Source organism: Actinomycetospora rhizophila, assembly GCF_042657905.1.
Lineage (GTDB): Bacteria > Actinomycetota > Actinomycetes > Mycobacteriales > Pseudonocardiaceae > Actinomycetospora > Actinomycetospora rhizophila.
Map to the genome: position 1 here is coordinate 113,109 of NZ_JBHSKG010000018.1, position 15,491 is coordinate 128,599.

Genomic DNA, 15,491 nt, shown 5'->3' on the forward strand with positions numbered 1-15,491 from the left:
CGCGGTGGGTCCCGCGGTGAAGGCCCGCGGGACGGCGGGTCGGGGGTCCGCCGCCCCGCGGGGCCACCGGGTCTGTCGTCCGCCGGGGCGGGTGCGTTACGCCGCTCCCGCCCGGGATCGCGTGCAGTCCGGCGACGATCGGGAACACCCGGCGGAGCGTTGTCCGCGACCCGGAGGTGTTCGACCGTGAAGATCGGTTACAAGCTGATCGCCGAGGCCTACTCGCCCACCGAGATGGTGCGCCAGTGCGTGCGCGCCGAGGAGGCCGGCTTCGACTTCGTCGAGATCTCCGACCACTTCCACCCGTGGGTCTCCGAGCAGCAGCACTCGGGGTTCGCGTGGTCGATGCTCGCCGCGATGGCGGCGAAGACCGAGCGCATCGAGCTGGCCACGGGCGTGACCTGCCCGTTCATCCGCTACCACCCGGCGATCATCGCGCAGGCCGCGGCGACCACCCAGCTGCTGTCCGACGGGCGCTTCACCCTCGGCGTCGGCTCGGGTGAACGCCTCAGCGAGCACGTGGTGGGCCGCGGGTGGCCCAGCGTCAGCGTGCGGCACTAGATGTTCCGCGAGTCGCTGGAGATCATCCGGCTGCTGTGGCAGGGCGGCTACCAGAGCTACGAGGGCAAGCACCTCACGCTCGAGGACGCCCGGGTGTTCGACCTGCCCGAGACCCTGCCGAGGATCGTCGTGGCGAGCGGCGGGCCGCAGGCCTCGAAGCTCGCCGCCGAGCTCGGCGACGGCCTGTTCACCACCGAGCCGCGCGCCGACCTGATCCAGGCGTTCACCGACGCCGGCGGCGACGGCCCGCGCTACACCGAGGTGCCGATGGCCTTCGGCGCACGAGAGGACGAGGCCGCCGAGGAGGCGCGCCGGCTCTTCCGGTTCGGGATCACCGGCTGGAAGGTGCAGGCCGAGCTGCCGAACCCCGTCAACTTCGACGCGGCGACGGCCACCGTCACCGCCGACCACATGCGCGAGGCCTTCGCCTGCGGGCCGGACACCGACAGGCAGCTCGCGGTGGCCCGGCAGTTCGTCGACGGCGGCTACGACCACCTCGCGCTGATCAACGCCGGCACCGACGTCGACGGCTTCTTCGACCACTTCGCCGAGGAGCTCGCCGAGCCGCTGCGGGCGCTGACGCCGTCGGCGTAGGGCCGGCCGTACCCTCGGTACGGGCCGTTCGACGTGGGCGGCCCGAGAGGGAGGAACAGCATGACCGCGGTGTCGGCCCCGTCCACCGGCGAGGGAACGGCCGAGGATCCCGGGACGCAGGCGCAGCGCCGCCGCACGTTCGCGGTGATCAGCCACCCGGACGCCGGCAAGTCCACCCTCACCGAGGCGCTGGCCCTGCACGCCGAGGTCATCTCGGCGGCGGGCGCGGTGCACGGCAAGGGCGGGCGCAAGGGCGTCACGTCCGACTGGATGGACATGGAGCGCGAGCGGGGCATCTCGGTGACCTCGGCGGTGCTCCAGTTCGCCTACCGCGACCAGGTCATCAACCTGCTCGACACCCCCGGCCACGGCGACTTCTCCGAGGACACCTACCGGGTGCTCGCCGCCGTCGACGCCGCGGTGATGCTGCTCGACGCCGCCAAGGGGCTCGAGCCGCAGACCCTCAAGCTCTTCGACGTGTGCCGCGACCGGGGCGTCCCGGTGCTGACGTTCGTCAACAAGTGGGACCGGCCCGGGCGCGAGCCGCTCGAGCTGCTCGACGAGGTCGAGCAGACCATCGGCCTGCGCCCGATGCCGATCACGTGGCCGGTGGGCATCGCCGGTGACCTGCGCGGGCTCGTCGAGCGCGCCGACGGCACGATGCACCGCTTCACCCGGGCCGCGCACGGCGCGTCGAAGGCGGCCTCGGAGGTGCTCGACGCCGAGCGCGCGGCCGCCGAGGAGGGCCCGGACTGGGAGCGGGCGACCGAGGAGCTCGCGCTGCTCGACGAGATCGGCGCCGAGTTCGACCCCGAGCCCTTCCACGCCGGCACCGCGACGCCGGTGATGTTCGGGTCGGCCCTGTCGAACATCGGCGTGGCCCGCCTGCTCGACGCGCTCGTCGAGCTCGCGCCGCCGCCCGGGCCCCGCCCCGACCAGAAGGGGGAGCCGCGCCCCGTCGACGCCCCGTTCTCGGGCCTGGTGTTCAAGGTGCAGGCCTCGATGGACAGGTCGCACCGCGACCGCGTCGCGTTCGTGCGGATCTGCTCGGGGCGCTTCGAGCGCGGCATGGTGCTCACCCACGACGCCACCGGGCGGCCGTTCGCCACGAAGTACGCGCAGGCGATGTTCGGGCGCGACCGCTCGACGATCGAGGAGGCGTTCCCCGGCGACATCGTCGGGCTCGTCAACGCGACCGCGCTGCGGCCCGGCGACACGCTGTGGGCCGAGGAGCCGGTCACGTTCCCGACCATCCCGAGCTTCGCCCCCGAGCACTTCGCGGTGTGCCGGGTGGCGGACATGTCCAAGACCAAGCAGTTCCGCAAGGGCATCGAGCAGCTCGACTCCGAGGGCGTCATCCAGGTGCTGTCGTCGGACCTGCGCGGCGACCAGGCACCGGTGCTGGCCGCGGTCGGGCCGCTGCAGTTCGAGGTGGTGTCGGCCCGGCTCGCCGACGAGTTCGGGGCGCCGGTCAAGCTCGACCGCCTCGACTACACGCTCGCGCGCCGCACCGACGAGGCCGGCGCCGCGGGCCTGCGGGGTGCCGTGGGCATCGAGGTGCTGACCCGGCGGCTCGACGGCGAGCTGCTCGCGCTGTTCCCGCACAAGTGGCGCCTGCAGGCCGTCGCCCAGAACAACCCCGACATGCTGCTCGCGCCGCTGGTGGCGGACACGCTGTAGGTCAGGCGGGCAGGCGGCGCGGCGGCAGGGCCTCGTTGATCGTCTGGCTCGTCGCCTCGGGGTCGGCGACCTCGACGACGATCCGGTGGTACGGGTCGCCGCGCAGGTAGATCGCGAGCAGGCGCTCGGCGCCGCGCACCATCCAGAGCTGGCGGCGCTCGCCGACGCCGTACGAGCCGGCCCGCAGGACCCGCGGCACGCTGACGCCGGGCAGGTGGACGCGGGGGCTCGCCGTCACCGCGTCCCGCCGGGCCATGGGACGGGCCAGCAGCACGCGGCTCAGCGGCAGGTAGACGCCACGGCGGCACGCCCAGACCCGGTCGGTGCCGGTGAAGCGCACGACGACGCCGTCCGCGGTGACGCGGATCTGGACCGCCATGTCTCACCTGCCTCGTGCGGACGGGCCGGGCGCCGCGAGCGGCGCAGGACGGGATCGGCCGCCGGACCCCGCACGTGCCACCGGACGACGGCACGACCTGGTCCGGGGCACGGCCGGACTCAGGAGAGGCGGTCGTTCTTCGCCGCGGCCTCCTCGTAGGCGCGCTCGGTGGCGCGCTGGGCGTCCGCGAAGCCCTTCTGGACGGCCTGGGTGCCGTCGGTGTGCGCGTCGCGCACGGCCTGCTCGGCGTCGCGGGCCGCCTGGGCCAGGGCCCGCTCGGCCTCCGCGGCGGCGTCGGCGACGGAGGAGCCCCCGGTCGAGGGCTCCGCGGCCGACGACCCCATGGCCGAGGGCTCCGTGGCCGACGTCGACGACCCGCTCGGGGACGGGCTCGACGGGACGGGGGCCGTCGTGTCGGATCCGGGACCGCTCGGCGTGGCGGCGGGCGTCCCGGGGCCCTGGCCGGGCATGCTGCCCCGGTCGCCGAGGGCGTCGGCCTCGGGGCGGCGGTGCTGGGCGGAACGGTCCCCGGCCAGGTCGTCGGACCCCGTGGTGGATCCGACGGACGACCCGAGGGGGGACCCGACGGGACGGTCGGCGTCGTCGGTGGCGCTCACGGCACGACCTCCGGACTCTCGCGCGGACGGCCGCGCGCCGAGCCTGCTGGAGGCGCGGCACCCAACCCCCCGATCGGCTTCGGTGCCGCGACAGCATGGCAGGCCACGCCCCGATCGGCCCGGGCACCCTCCCGGGGAGCGCTCGCAGAAACCCCGGTCGACGTGCGGATGAGCTAGGCGGGTGTCTCTCACCACCCGGACGGGGGAGCGCCCTCCGGGCACTGATGATCGACGTCCCCCGGCGGAGCGCGGCGGCCCGCGCCGCGATGACACGATGGCCTCCGGACCAGCAGGGACGAGCGAGACGGCGGAGCAGGACATGGACGGATCCGGCCCGGGGACCAGCGGTCCCCCGGTCCCCGAGCACGCGCGGTTCTGCGCGCGCTGCGACGGGCCGGTGGGCCGGGGCCGCGCGGGCCGACCGGGCCCGGAGCGCGGCACGTGCCCGTGGTGCGGCGCGACGTTCGACGTCCGCCCGGACCTCGCGGTGGGCACCGAGCTGACCGGGCGCGCGGACGTCTACCGGGTGCGCGCGCCCCTGGGTCGCGGCGCGCGCGGCTGGTCGTACACCGCGACGCGCCGCGACGGCGCGCTGGTCGTGCTCGGGCGCCTCGAGGGCCCCGACGGGCCCGCCGCCGGTGCGCTGGCCGTACAGGAGACCGAGGTCCTGCTCGCCCTCGACGTGCCCGGCCTCGTGCGGGCCCGCGACGTCGTGCGCGCCGACGGGCGCGACGGCGCGGTGCGCCTGCTCGTGCTCGACCACGTCCCCGGCGAGGTGCTCTCCGCGCACCGGCCGTGCCCGCCCGCCGAGGCCCTCGACGTCGTGATCGGCGCCGTGCCGCCGGTCGCCGCGCTGCACCGACACGGCCTGCTGCACGCCGACCTCAACCCCAGCAACCTGCTGCGCGGACCCGGCGGGGTCACCGTGCTCGACCTCGGCAGCCTGCGGCGGGCCGAGGACCGCCACAGCGACGTCTGGGCCACCACCGGCTTCATCGCCCCCGAGATCCACCCGGGCGGCACCGGCCCGTCGGTCGCCTCCGAGGTGTTCGCGCTCGGGCGCACGCTCGCCGTGCTCGTCGCCGACTTCGACCACCTGCGCAACCACGCGCTGCGCCTGCCCGACCCGGCCGGCGTCCCCGTCCTGCGCGACGACCCGGACCTCGTCGCGCTGCTCGCCCGGGCCACCGACCCCGACCCCGCCCGCCGGCACCGCAGCGTCGAGGCGCTCGCCGACGAGGCGCGCCGCGTGCGGGACGGCTACACCGCCCGACCGGGCGACTCCGGCGTGGGGGTCGGCGTCGCCGCGGGAGCGCACCCGGACAATGGGCCCACCCGGCGCGGCGGGGGCCGTCCGGTCGGCGCCACCCGCGACCCCCGCGACGCCCGAGGAGCACCGATCCCGTGATGGAGATGGCCGGGACCGGCGGCGGGCCGCTGGTCGAGCGCACCGATCTGCGCGCCGAGCTCGCCGCGGGCACCCCGCCGCCGTGCCCGCAGTGCGGCGACGAGTCGCCCGCGGCCTCCGACGGCACGTGCCCCACCTGCGGCGCCGCGCGCCCGGCGCTGCGCGACCACGTCGAGCTCGTCCTGGGCGACGCCGCCGCGATCACCGACCGGGGCCTGCGCCGGCGCCGCAACGAGGACGCCGTCGAGCTCGGGCGTCGCGTGGAGGGCAGCGGCGAGGACCGGGTCGAGACGTGGGTGGCCGTGGTCTGCGACGGCGTGGCGTCCGCGCGCCGGGGCGACGAGGCCTCCCTCGCCGCCGTCGGCGCCGCCGTCGGTGCCGCGCTGGAGACCGCGGCCGCGCCCGCCACCCCGCCGACCGGCTTCCCGGCGATCTCCTCGCGCGACACGGGGCCGGTGTCCACCGAGTCCGGCGAGCCGCACGACGACGCGACCCCGACCACCGGCGGCCGCGCGGGCACCGGGGTCTCCGGCGAGCTCGACGCGCTGGCCACCGCCGCCTCCGCCGCGGCCGCCACGGCCGCCGCCGACCTCGGGCTCGGCGGCGGCGACAGCCCCGCCTGCACCTACGTCGCGGCCGTCGTCCGCGGCGGCGAGGCCGTCGTCTCGTGGATCGGTGACAGCCGGGCCTACTGGCTCGCCGGCGACGGGTCGTCGCGCCTGCTGTCCACCGACGACTCGTGGGCCGAGGAGATCGCCAACGCCGGGATCATGTCCCGCGAGGAGGCGGCCCGCGACCGCCGCGCGCACGTCCTGACCCGCTGGCTCGGCCGTGACGCCCCGAGCGGGCCCGCGCACGCCCGGCGGGTGCGGATCGGGGTGCCCGGGGTGCTGCTGCTGTGCAGCGACGGGCTCTGGAACCACCTGCCCGACCCCGAGGTGCTCGCCCGCCTGGCCCGGCCCGCGCTGGGCGGGACGTCGGCGGCGGAGAACGTCGACCCCGACGGCGTCCCGGACCACCCGGCGCTCGCCGCGGCCGCGGCGCTGCTCGCGGCCGCGCTGGACGACGGCGGCCACGACAACGCGACGCTCGCGCTGATCCCGGTGACGCCGCCCCCGGGCGCGGCCGGGCGCCCCTCGGTGACCGTCGACGGCCGCGGGCCCGACGAGCGCACCGGGCCCATCCCGCTCGACGGGGAGGGTGTGGTCGACCGGTGAGCGCCTGGGTCGTCACGGTGTGGGCCGATCGCGACTACCACGACCTCGTCCGCGCCCGGGAGGGTGCCGACGAGACGACGGCCCCCGGCGAGTTCCCCGAGGACGTGGAGCCGCGCGAGGTCGTGCTCACGGCGGAGGAGACGCGGGTCGGCCGCAGCAGCGGGCCCGGCGCCGACGCCCCCGAGATCGACCTCGGCGGGCGCGACCCGGGTGTCTCCAAGCTGCACGCCGTGCTCCTGGCGCTGACCCGCGACCGGTGGGTGGTCATCGACGCGGGCTCGACCAACGGCACGACCCTGAACTACGCCGAGGCCCCGCTGACCCCGGACACGCCGGTGGCGCTGAGCTCCGGCGACCGCATCCACGTCGGCGCCTGGACCACGCTCACCGTCGAGCGCCGCTGAGGCCCCTGCTCGGCCCTCAGCGTCCGCCGAGCGGGATCGGGCCGGTCGGGGCGTCCCAGGACACCACCGGAGGGGTGGGGACCAGCGCGCGCGTGATCACGAACCGCGCGGCCAGGAAGCTCACCGGCAGCGCCAGCGCCGCGGCGAGCAGCGGGGCGAGGCGCTCGTCGACCCCGAGGTGCACCAGGCCGACGACGCCGACCGTCGTGGCCAGGATGTTGACCGCCTGGGAGGCGGGGTAGAGCAGGAACCGCGTCCAGGTCGGGCGCACCCGGAACGTGAACCGGCAGTTGAGGAAGAACGAGACGACCATGGCCGCGCCCAGCCCGACGACGTGCGCGACGAGGTAACCGGCGTGGGGGTGCGCCAGCAGGTAGGTGCCGTAGTAGGTGGCCGCGTTGGCCAGCCCGACCAGGCCGTAGCGCACGAGCCCGGGGAGGAGCTCGCGCACCGACCGGATCACGGGTGGGCCACCGCCGTGTAGACCGCAAGGCCCATGAGCACGACCCAGACCAGGCCGAGCACCTGCAGGACGCGGTCGCCCAGCACGATCTCCTCGGGCTCGCCGCCGTTGCCGCCGTCGACGTCGACCGCGTAGCGCAGCACCGCGATGACGAAGGGGACGACCGAGACGATGGCCCAGGTGGACGGCGCCGAGGGCAGGCGGCCGGGCACCGCGGTGACGCCGATGCCGAACGCCCACAGCCCGTAGGCCATGATCACGATGGTGGCCGAGAGCGACCAGACGAACCGCAGGTAGGACGCCGAGTAGCGCTCCAGCGACTTGCGGATCTTCGCGCCGGTGCGCTCGGAGAGCCGCATCTCGGCGTAGCGCTTGCCCGAGGCCATGAACAGCGAGCCGAAGGCCATGGTCAGCAGGAACCAGGGCGAGAGGTACAGCCCGGCCGCGGCACCACCGGCGATCGCCCGCATGAGGAAGCCGGACGAGACGATGCAGATGTCGATGACCGGCTCGTGCTTGAGCCACAGGCAGTAGGCCAGCTGCACCACGATGTAGATGCCGGTGACCAGCGCGAGGTCCGGGTCGGCGACGAAGCTGACCGCGACCGCCGCGGCGAACAGCACGATGCCGGTGACCACCGCGAGGGTGGGCGGCACGATGCCCGCCGCGATCGGGCGGTACCGCTTCTTCGGGTGCGCGCGGTCGGCCTCGACGTCCTTGGTGTCGTTGACGAGGTAGACACCGGAGGCGGCCAGCGAGAACGCCACGAAGGCGAGCGCGACGTCGGGCAGCACCGTGAGGTCGAGCAGCCGGCCCGCCGCGAACGGGGCTGCGAGCACGAGGACGTTCTTGACCCACTGGCGCGGGCGCATGGCCTTGAGCAGGCCGAGCGGCACCGCGACCGGGCGGGGCCGGTCCTTGGTGACCGGCGCGGGCTCGGGGGTGTCGGTGGTGGCGGCCGTGTCGACGGTGCCGTTCGACCCCTGCGTGCCCTCCTGCTCGCGGGCGGGGCTGGGCGGCGTGACGGGTGTCATGCGGTCCTCCAGCGGCCGATCGAGCCCCGGCGCACGAGGCGTCGCGCGCCGAGGGCGCACGCCGCACCGAGCACCGAGCCCGCCAGCACGTCGGTCGGGTAGTGGACGCCCAGGACCAGGCGCGAGAGCGCCATGCCGGGCACGAGGAGGCTCGCGGCGCCCACCCCGGTGCCGCCGACGAACCCCGCGTAGAGCAGGGCGGCGGCCGTGGTGGACGAGGCGTGCGAGGACGGGAAGCTCAGGCGGCTGGGCGTGCCGACGTGGACGGCCACCCGGGGGTCGTGGGGCCGGCGGCGGCGCACCACGCGCTTGACGGCGATCGAGGCTCCGTGGGCGACGACGACCCCGCCGACCGCGGTGGCCCACTGGCGGCGGCGCGGGGCGTCGACCGCCGCGCCGAGGGCGCCGAGGGCGATCCACCCGGCGGCGTGCTCACCGAAGAACGACATCGCGCGGGCCGCGCCGACCACCGGCGGCGTCCCGATGCGGCGCTGGACGGTCCGCAGGACCGCGACCTCGCCCCGGGCCGGGCCGACGGTGACGTCGGGTCCCTCGGCACGATCGAGCACGTGGTCGTCCCTCCAGCCGGCGAGGATGTCGTGATCGGGCTCCGGCGCGGAATCTTACGCGGGCCTTGACAACGACCCCCGCAGTGGTCCATCGCGCCACGCGGGGGAATGGTTCGACGGATCTCCCCGGGCGGGAGGTCAGAACCATCTCTCCAGGACGGACGCGACACCGTCGTCCAGGTTGCTCGCGGAGACCTCGTCCGCGACGTGGAGCACATCCGGGTGGGCGTTGGCGACCGCGACACCGTGCCCCGCCCACCGCAGCATGGCCAGGTCGTTGGGCATGTCGCCGAAGGCGACGACGTCCGACGGCGCCACCCCGTGGTGGGCCGCGGCCCGCTCCAGGCCGTGCGCCTTCGTGACCCCGCGGACCGCGCACTCGAGCAGCCCGCCGCTCGCCGAGTACGTGACGTCGACGAGGTGCCCGACCGCGCGCCGCGCCGCCTGCGCCATGTCGGCGCTGGTCCGGCCGGGGTGGCGCGCCAGGACCTTGATCACGGGCTCGCCCAGCAGGTCGCCCGGTGCGACCCGGCGGTGGTCGGCCACCGGCCAGGCGTGCACGTACTCGGGCTCGGAGACGAACTGCTCGTCGCGGCGGTCGAAGGCCCCGGCGCCGACCCGCTCGACGGCGAGCCCGCAGCCGGGGACCGCGTCGCGCAGCCCGGCGACCACCTCGGCGAGCGCGTCCACGTCGAGGGTGTCGGCGGCGAGGACGCGGTCGGTGGCGGCGTCGTAGAGCACCGCGCCGTTGGCGGCGACGGTCAGCGCGTGCACGCCGAGCGCCTCGCACACCCGCGGCACCCAGCGCGGCGGGCGGCCGGTGGCCAGCACGAGGGGCACCCCGGCCTCGACCATCCGCCGGACCACGGCCCGCGTGCGCGGCGAGGGGTCCGGCCCGTCGCCGAGCAGCGTCCCGTCGACGTCGGTGGCGACCAGGCGTGGGCTCTGCACGCCTCCCACTATGGCCTCCGGCCACGTGAGCGATCTGGGTCGCTCCGGCGACCAGATCGCTCACGTGCGGGTACCCGCCTCGATGACCACCATCGACGAGCTGCTCGAGGAGTCCGGCCGGACCTTCGCCGACGAGGCCGGCATCACGCTGCAGGAGGAGCCCGCGCCGCTCTACCGCCTGCTCGTGCTCAGCGTCCTGCTCTCCAGCCGGGTGCAGGCCCAGCTGGGTACGCGCGCCTGCCGCGAGCTCGTCGACTCCGGGTTCGGGAGCCCCGCGAAGATGCGCGACGCCGAGCGCTCCGCGGTGCACGACGCGCTCACGCGGGCGAAGTTCCTGAGCAAGGACCAGACCACCGACGCGCTGCAGCAGGGCGCCGAGCTCGTCGCCGACCGCTGGGGCGGCGACCTGCGCCGGATGCGCGAGGCCGCCGACGGCGACCTCGACACGCTGCAGGAGCTCCTCACCGAGGTCCCGCGCCTCGGGCCCGTCGGCGCCTCCATCTTCGTGCGCGAGGTGCAGGCCGTCTGGCCCGAGTTCCGTCCCCATCTCGACGGCAAGGCCCTCGCCGCCGCCGAGGCGCTCGGCCTGCCGCACGACGCGGGCGAGCTCGCCGACCGGGTCGCGGGTGACGACCTCGCCCGCCTCGCCGCCGCGCTCGTGCGCACCGACGTCCGCGCCGAGAGCTGACTACCCGACCGCGCCCTGGTACTGCACGCCCACGTACTCCTCGCGCGCCAGCGTCGGTCCGCGCTCCCAGCCCGACCTGGTGCGCTCGGTGGTCGTGAGCCCGTAACGGCCCGTCGGCAGGTCGCGCACGACCATGTCCACGCGCCCCCACGGCTTCGCGCGCTCGCGGCCCGGGGCCACCGCCGTCGCGAGCCGGACGTAGGTCGCGCCGACGGTGTCGAAGCGCCACACCCCGCCGCGGAACCTGCTGTCCTGGAGCCCGTAGTACGCCGAGGTCAGGTCCTCGTCGGCGTGGATGCGCACCGTCGAGGGCGGCGCGATGCCGTCGTGCGAGGCGACCTGGTCGACGCACGGCCACAGCACCGCCGACATCTGGTCGACGAGCACGGGCTCGCCCTCGAGCAGCGGCGCGATGGGCTCCGGCTTCGCGAGGAAGGGCTGGGCGACGGCGAGCCGGTCGGTCCCGCGCTGGCCGGTGCTGTCGACGACGACGCGGACGAACGTCGGGTCGCCCGGCGCGTCGAGCAGCGACACCGGCCGCTGCTGCCAGGTCCGCTCGTCGGCCTGCGGGAGGTAGTCGATCGAGGTGCGGCCCAGCACGCGCGGGTTCCCCGGCGCGCCGTCGCCGAACTCGACCGACACCTGCTCGTCGGGCGGCCCGGACTCGAGCAGCGGCACGACCACGTCGGTGGCGCCGGAGCCGGGCGGCACCGGGTACCAGCCGGTGACGACGGTGCCGCGCCCGCTGGAGTCGTCGGTGGTGTCGTGCCACACCCGGCCCAAGGCCGGGACCGGTTGCGGCACCGGGGCCGCGGTGTCGTCGACGAAGTCCCCGGTCGTCACCGCCGGCGTGACGGGGGCGCCGAGCGGTGTCGGTGTCGGCCGCAGGACGCTGACGTTGTCCTCGAGCCCGCAGCCCTGGCGCACGACGTCCTTGGCGTTGCCGAGCGCCACCGTCCACCCCGGGTACTGCCGCAGCGGCGCGAGCACCATCACCGCGATCAGGCCGAGGACGACGCTGCCGCACGCGACCGCGAGCAGGGCGCGGTCGGGCTTCGGGCGCGGGAGGTCGCGCTGCGGCCAGCGTCGGAGCGACCACGCCGCCCACGCCGACGCGAGCAGCGCGACGCCGACCCAGACGAGCGGGTTGCGCAGGAACACCGGTCCCAGGTGCGGCGCGAGCAGGTTCTGGCTCAGCGGCGTGGGATAGGGGTCGGCGTGGTCGCCGAAGAACTGGCCGCGGTCGGTGTAGGGGCGCCACAGGTTCCACCCGGCGTAGCTCACCGACGTCGCGATCACCAGCACCGCGACCCCGCCGACGGTGGCGAGCGAGCGGTCGTGGCGCGGCATCGGGCCGCGGAGCAGCGCGAGCGCGATCAGCACCGTGCCCGAGGCCGCGATCACCGGGAAGTGCAGCACCCACTTCGTCGGGCTCGCCGCGACGAGGACGAACGCGAGCGCCGTGGTCGCGGCGGCGTGCAGCAGCACCCGGCGCAGGGCGTCGTCCTCCGGGCCGCTGCGCCCGCTGCCCGCCGCCACCAGCAGCGTCACCGCGAGCGTGATGAGGATCGGCGCCCGCTGCCCCCACGGCGTGCGGCCCGGGCCCAGCAGGGTCTGGTAGTGGACCAGCTCGTCGTACCAGGGGACGGTGTCGTAGTAGTACGCGTGCACGGCCGACGCCTCGAGGACGTCGCCCAGCGACGCGTCGGCGAACGCCAGCGGCACCGCGATCGACGACGCCGCGGCGAGCACGAGCAGCAGGGCGAGCTGCTGGCGCCGGGGCGCGGCCATCATGTGCGGCCAGGCGCGCGGGATCTCCACCAGCAGCGGCGCCACCGCCACGAGACCCGTCGGCGAGCACGCCAGCGCCAGCGCCGCCGCCATCACCGCCCCGACGTAGAGCACCGGCGTGCCGCGGTCGCGGGCCACCTCGACCAGCAGGAGCACGACGACCGAGAGCAGCACGATCAGCGGCTCGGGGCGCAGCGTGAGCCCGAACGGCAGCCACCACAGCAGGTGCGCGGTGAGCAGCGCCCACGGCACCCAGGCGCGGCGCACGGCGGTGCGCCGCGAGATCAGCACGAAGAACGCGCGCAGGAGCGCCCAGGTCAGCAGGCCGTACAGCAGCGGCAGGCAGCGCTGCCACACCAGCCCGAAGCCGCCGATCGCCCCCCACGCCTGCATCGCGTACTGCGACAGCACGAAGGGGTTCTCGGTGACGTTGAACATGTAGACGGCGTTGCCGACGTACCCCGCCTCGCCGGCGTCGCGCGCCATCAGCGGGTACCAGCTGTCGTCGAAGTTCATCGGCGCGACGAGCACCCAGCCCGCCGAGATCGCGACCACGAGTCCGTCGGCCCAGGACAGGTGACGGCGCAGGCGCGCCGGCCACGTCCGCGGGGAGACCACGCCGCGCACGCCGCGCCAGCGGCCCTGGCGGTAGACGAGCACGAGCAGCACCCCGAGCGCGACGAGGTGCGCGACCAGCAGGAACGTCTTCAGCGCGCCCGGGGTGGAGGCGTAGCGGTCGTCGGTGCGCACGGTGGCCGCGAGGCCCGCGGCGGCCGGCGTGCCGTCGGTGCTCGTCGAGAGCTGGGCCATGATCGGCGGCAGGACGTCGGCGCAGTCGCCGCACGCCAGCGGCAGCGGGGCGTCGCCCTGCGTGACGCGCAGGCCGGCCTCGTCGACGGTGATCGCGAGGCCGCAGTCGCCGGCCGGGAGCGGCCCCGTGGCCACCGTCCGCCCGGAGACCGTCAGGCTCGCGGCCGCGCCGGTGGAGGCCAGCACCAGGCCGCCGCCGCGCGGGTCGCCCGGCAGCGTGCGCAGGACGTCGCCGCCGGCCCGCAGCGCCGCGCACGGCACGGTGGCCTCGAAGCCCAGCGGACGGGGCGGGTTGAGCGCGAGCTGCGTCGAGACCGGTCCGCCGGCGGCGGCCGCCGGGTCGGGCCACGTCACCGTGGTGTCCTGCGCCGTCACCGGGGCCAGCGGCACCGCGATCCCGAGCAGGATCGTCAGCAGCGCCCACACGACCACGGAGCGGGCCCCCACGCTCGGGGCCCGGTCGGGCTCCTCGTCGCCGGTGGAGGCCTGGTCGGCGCGCACCAGCGTCGTCACCGGTCGCCTCGCGGGCGAGCGGTGCCGGGGAGGACCGACCGGGGAGTACGCACCGTGGTCGAGGGTAGGTCGTGACGACCCCGTCAGGGGGTCGGGGTGGGGGCGTGTCCGGCTTTCCCGACCCGGTAAAGGCCCGGGACGACCGCTAGATGACCGCGACCGCGACCACGAGGCCCAGCGCGACGTGCATGGCCGCGATGACCGCCGAGTCCCAGGTGAACCGGTCGTCGTGCAGGCACCCGTCGACGTCCAGGCGCGCGACCGCCTCGAGCCCGCGCACCGCGAGGACCTGGGCGAGGATCCCGACCAGGCCGTAGATCGACGTGTTGAGGATGCCGGCGAGGAACCCGCCGCCGGAGACGTAGATGGCCGTGACGACGATCAGCGCCATCGACACCAGGCCGGCCGCGGAGACGACGACCGCGTTCGGCCGGCCCTCGCGGACCAGGCCGCGCAGGTCGCCGGGGGTCGTCAGGTCGATCGCGAAGTAACCGATGTACATCAGCACCGCACCGATCACCGCGTACACGACGATCAGGCCGATGTTCACGCCCATGGTGGGCCAGAATTCGGGAGCGAGCACCTGCGGGGCCCTCCATCCGGACGAACGGGGCGCCAGACTAGGGCACGGGTGATCGTCTCTCGAGATCAGTCCGGGATCCGGTGCGGGACGAACGCCGCGCCGTTGTCGGTGATCAGCCCCGTCGTCTCGCGGATGCCGAGGCCCGCGGAGGTGTCGCCGACGATCCACGCGCCGAGCGCCGGGCGGTAGCCGTCGAACTCGGGCAGCGGGTCGAAGAGCTGGTAGACGTAGCCCTCCTCGCCGTACACGCCGCCGGTCTCGGTCTCGTGGCCGGGCGCGACGATCTGGATGTTGGCGCCCTCGCGGCCGAGGAGCGGCTTGCGGACGTACTCGGTGAGGAAGCCGGGGTCGCGCAGCGAGGCCGGGAGCAGGTTCGGGTGCCCCGGGTACATCTCCCACAGCACGGCGAGCAGCGCCTTGTTCGACAGCAGCGTCTTCCACAGCGGCTCGATCCACGTGGTCTCGGGCAGGCTGCGGACGACGTGCTTGCCGAAGTCGTCGCCGAGGATCCACTCCCAGGGGTAGAGCTTGTCGACCGTGGCCGTCGGCGCCTCCTCGAGGTCGACGAAGCGGTCGAGCGCGGAGTCCCAGCCGAGCTGCTCGATCGCGAGCCCGACGGTGTCGAGGCCCGCCTCGGCGGCGCACTCCTGCAGGTAGGCGACGGTGACGTGGTCCTCGCCGGTCGGGTCGGCCTGCGACCAGCAGAAGTGCACCTCGTTGCGCGGCAGCTTCGCCGCGATCTCGCCCCAGCGCTCCACGAGCTTCTCGTGCAGCGAGTTCCACTGGTCGTCGTCGGGGTGGACGTCCTTGAGCCAGTACCACTGGCAGATCGACGCCTCGAGCAGCGACGTCGGGGTGTCGGCGTTGTACTCCATGAGCTTCGCCGGGCCCGAGCCGTCGTAGCGCAGGTCGAAGCGGCCGTAGAGGTGCGGGTCGCCGCGGCGCCAGGACGCGGCGACCGCCTCCCAGCACCACTTCGGCAGCGCGAAGTCGCGGAAGCGCTCGGTGGTCACGACGTGGTCGACGGCCTCGAGGCACATCGAGTGCAGGAGCTCGACGTCGGCCTCGAGCGAGAGCACCTCGGCCATGTCGAGGACGTAGTGCACCGACTCGTCCCAGTACGGCCGGGCGCCGTTCAGGCCCGCCGCGGGCGTGCCGAACACCAGGCCCTGCTCCTCGATCTTCTGTTGCCAGCCGGGGCGGGGACTTCCGGTCGCGCGCTGCACGTC

General features: G+C 75.3%; 14 protein-coding genes and 1 pseudogene. 6 read left to right on the top strand and 9 right to left on the bottom strand.

All coding sequences use genetic code 11. The annotated features are described in order from the left end of the window. Positions 1-186: 186 nt before the first annotated feature. Both ACFPK1_RS26555 and ACFPK1_RS26560 read left to right on the top strand, forming a co-directional pair. Positions 187-1,155: pseudogene (locus ACFPK1_RS26555) on the top strand (TIGR03557 family F420-dependent LLM class oxidoreductase). A gap of 60 nt (positions 1,156-1,215) precedes the next feature. Continuing rightward, positions 1,216-2,835 (top strand): peptide chain release factor 3, encoded by a 1,620-nt coding sequence (locus ACFPK1_RS26560; protein ID WP_378023963.1) that lies wholly within the window; start codon positions 1,216-1,218, stop codon positions 2,833-2,835. A 1-nt stretch (position 2,836) separates the two neighbouring features. Here ACFPK1_RS26560 and ACFPK1_RS26565 read toward each other — a convergent pair whose 3' ends face one another. Next, complete coding sequence (locus ACFPK1_RS26565) at positions 2,837-3,214, bottom strand: hypothetical protein (protein ID WP_274283063.1); 378 nt, start codon at positions 3,212-3,214, stop codon at positions 2,837-2,839. 119 nt (positions 3,215-3,333) lie between these two features. Continuing rightward, a complete protein-coding gene (locus tag ACFPK1_RS26570) occupies positions 3,334-3,831 on the bottom strand; it encodes a hypothetical protein (protein ID WP_378023964.1) in 498 nt (165 codons plus the stop codon). A 319-nt stretch (positions 3,832-4,150) separates the two neighbouring features. Here ACFPK1_RS26570 and ACFPK1_RS26575 point away from each other — a divergent pair, with 319 nt between their 5' ends. Genes ACFPK1_RS26575 through ACFPK1_RS26585 form a run of 3 tightly spaced genes read left to right on the top strand, consistent with a single transcriptional unit; the run spans position 4,151 to position 6,860 of the window. Beyond that, positions 4,151-5,239 carry a protein kinase domain-containing protein gene (locus tag ACFPK1_RS26575; protein ID WP_378023965.1) on the top strand — a complete coding sequence of 363 codons (1,089 nt, stop codon included), beginning with the start codon at positions 4,151-4,153 and terminating at the stop codon, positions 5,237-5,239. Between the two features lie 5 nt (positions 5,240-5,244). Next, positions 5,245-6,456, top strand: a complete 1,212-nt coding sequence (locus ACFPK1_RS26580; protein WP_378023966.1) for a PP2C family protein-serine/threonine phosphatase — start codon at positions 5,245-5,247, stop codon at positions 6,454-6,456. Beyond that, on the top strand, positions 6,453-6,860 hold the full coding sequence (locus tag ACFPK1_RS26585; protein WP_378023967.1) for an FHA domain-containing protein: 408 nt from the start codon (positions 6,453-6,455) through the stop codon (positions 6,858-6,860). Before ACFPK1_RS26580 ends, ACFPK1_RS26585 begins: the two co-directional genes overlap by 4 nt. 16 nt (positions 6,861-6,876) lie before the next feature. On the opposite strand, the gene ACFPK1_RS26590 is transcribed toward ACFPK1_RS26585, so the two are convergent. The 4 genes from ACFPK1_RS26590 to ACFPK1_RS26605 all read right to left on the bottom strand — a co-directional run bounded on the left by ACFPK1_RS26590 (position 6,877) and on the right by ACFPK1_RS26605 (position 9,877). After that, the gene (locus tag ACFPK1_RS26590; protein ID WP_378023968.1) at positions 6,877-7,323 is read right to left on the bottom strand and encodes a GtrA family protein; all 447 of its coding nucleotides are present in this window, start codon (positions 7,321-7,323) and stop codon (positions 6,877-6,879) included. Then, positions 7,320-8,357 carry a decaprenyl-phosphate phosphoribosyltransferase gene (locus ACFPK1_RS26595; protein WP_378023969.1) on the bottom strand — a complete coding sequence of 346 codons (1,038 nt, stop codon included), beginning with the start codon at positions 8,355-8,357 and terminating at the stop codon, positions 7,320-7,322. The genes ACFPK1_RS26590 and ACFPK1_RS26595 overlap by 4 nt, the downstream gene beginning before the upstream one ends. Continuing rightward, positions 8,354-8,926, bottom strand: a complete 573-nt coding sequence (locus ACFPK1_RS26600; RefSeq protein ID WP_378023970.1) for a phosphatase PAP2 family protein — start codon at positions 8,924-8,926, stop codon at positions 8,354-8,356. The genes ACFPK1_RS26595 and ACFPK1_RS26600 overlap by 4 nt, the downstream gene beginning before the upstream one ends. A gap of 138 nt (positions 8,927-9,064) precedes the next feature. Continuing rightward, positions 9,065-9,877 (bottom strand): HAD family hydrolase, encoded by an 813-nt coding sequence (locus ACFPK1_RS26605; protein WP_378023971.1) that lies wholly within the window; start codon positions 9,875-9,877, stop codon positions 9,065-9,067. Positions 9,878-9,902: 25 nt separating this feature from the next. Here ACFPK1_RS26605 and ACFPK1_RS26610 point away from each other — a divergent pair, with 25 nt between their 5' ends. Beyond that, entirely contained in the window at positions 9,903-10,565 is a 663-nt protein-coding gene (locus ACFPK1_RS26610; RefSeq protein ID WP_378023972.1) for an endonuclease, read from the top strand. On the opposite strand, the gene ACFPK1_RS26615 is transcribed toward ACFPK1_RS26610, so the two are convergent. From ACFPK1_RS26615 to ACFPK1_RS26625, 3 genes are all read right to left on the bottom strand, one after another. Then, positions 10,566-13,679 carry an arabinosyltransferase domain-containing protein gene (locus ACFPK1_RS26615; RefSeq protein ID WP_378023973.1) on the bottom strand — a complete coding sequence of 1,038 codons (3,114 nt, stop codon included), beginning with the start codon at positions 13,677-13,679 and terminating at the stop codon, positions 10,566-10,568. Positions 13,680-13,824: 145 nt separating this feature from the next. Continuing rightward, complete coding sequence (locus ACFPK1_RS26620) at positions 13,825-14,235, bottom strand: DUF350 domain-containing protein (RefSeq protein WP_378023998.1); 411 nt, start codon at positions 14,233-14,235, stop codon at positions 13,825-13,827. A gap of 92 nt (positions 14,236-14,327) precedes the next feature. After that, positions 14,328-15,488 carry a glutathionylspermidine synthase family protein gene (locus ACFPK1_RS26625; RefSeq protein ID WP_378023974.1) on the bottom strand — a complete coding sequence of 387 codons (1,161 nt, stop codon included), beginning with the start codon at positions 15,486-15,488 and terminating at the stop codon, positions 14,328-14,330. Positions 15,489-15,491 lie beyond the last annotated feature (3 nt).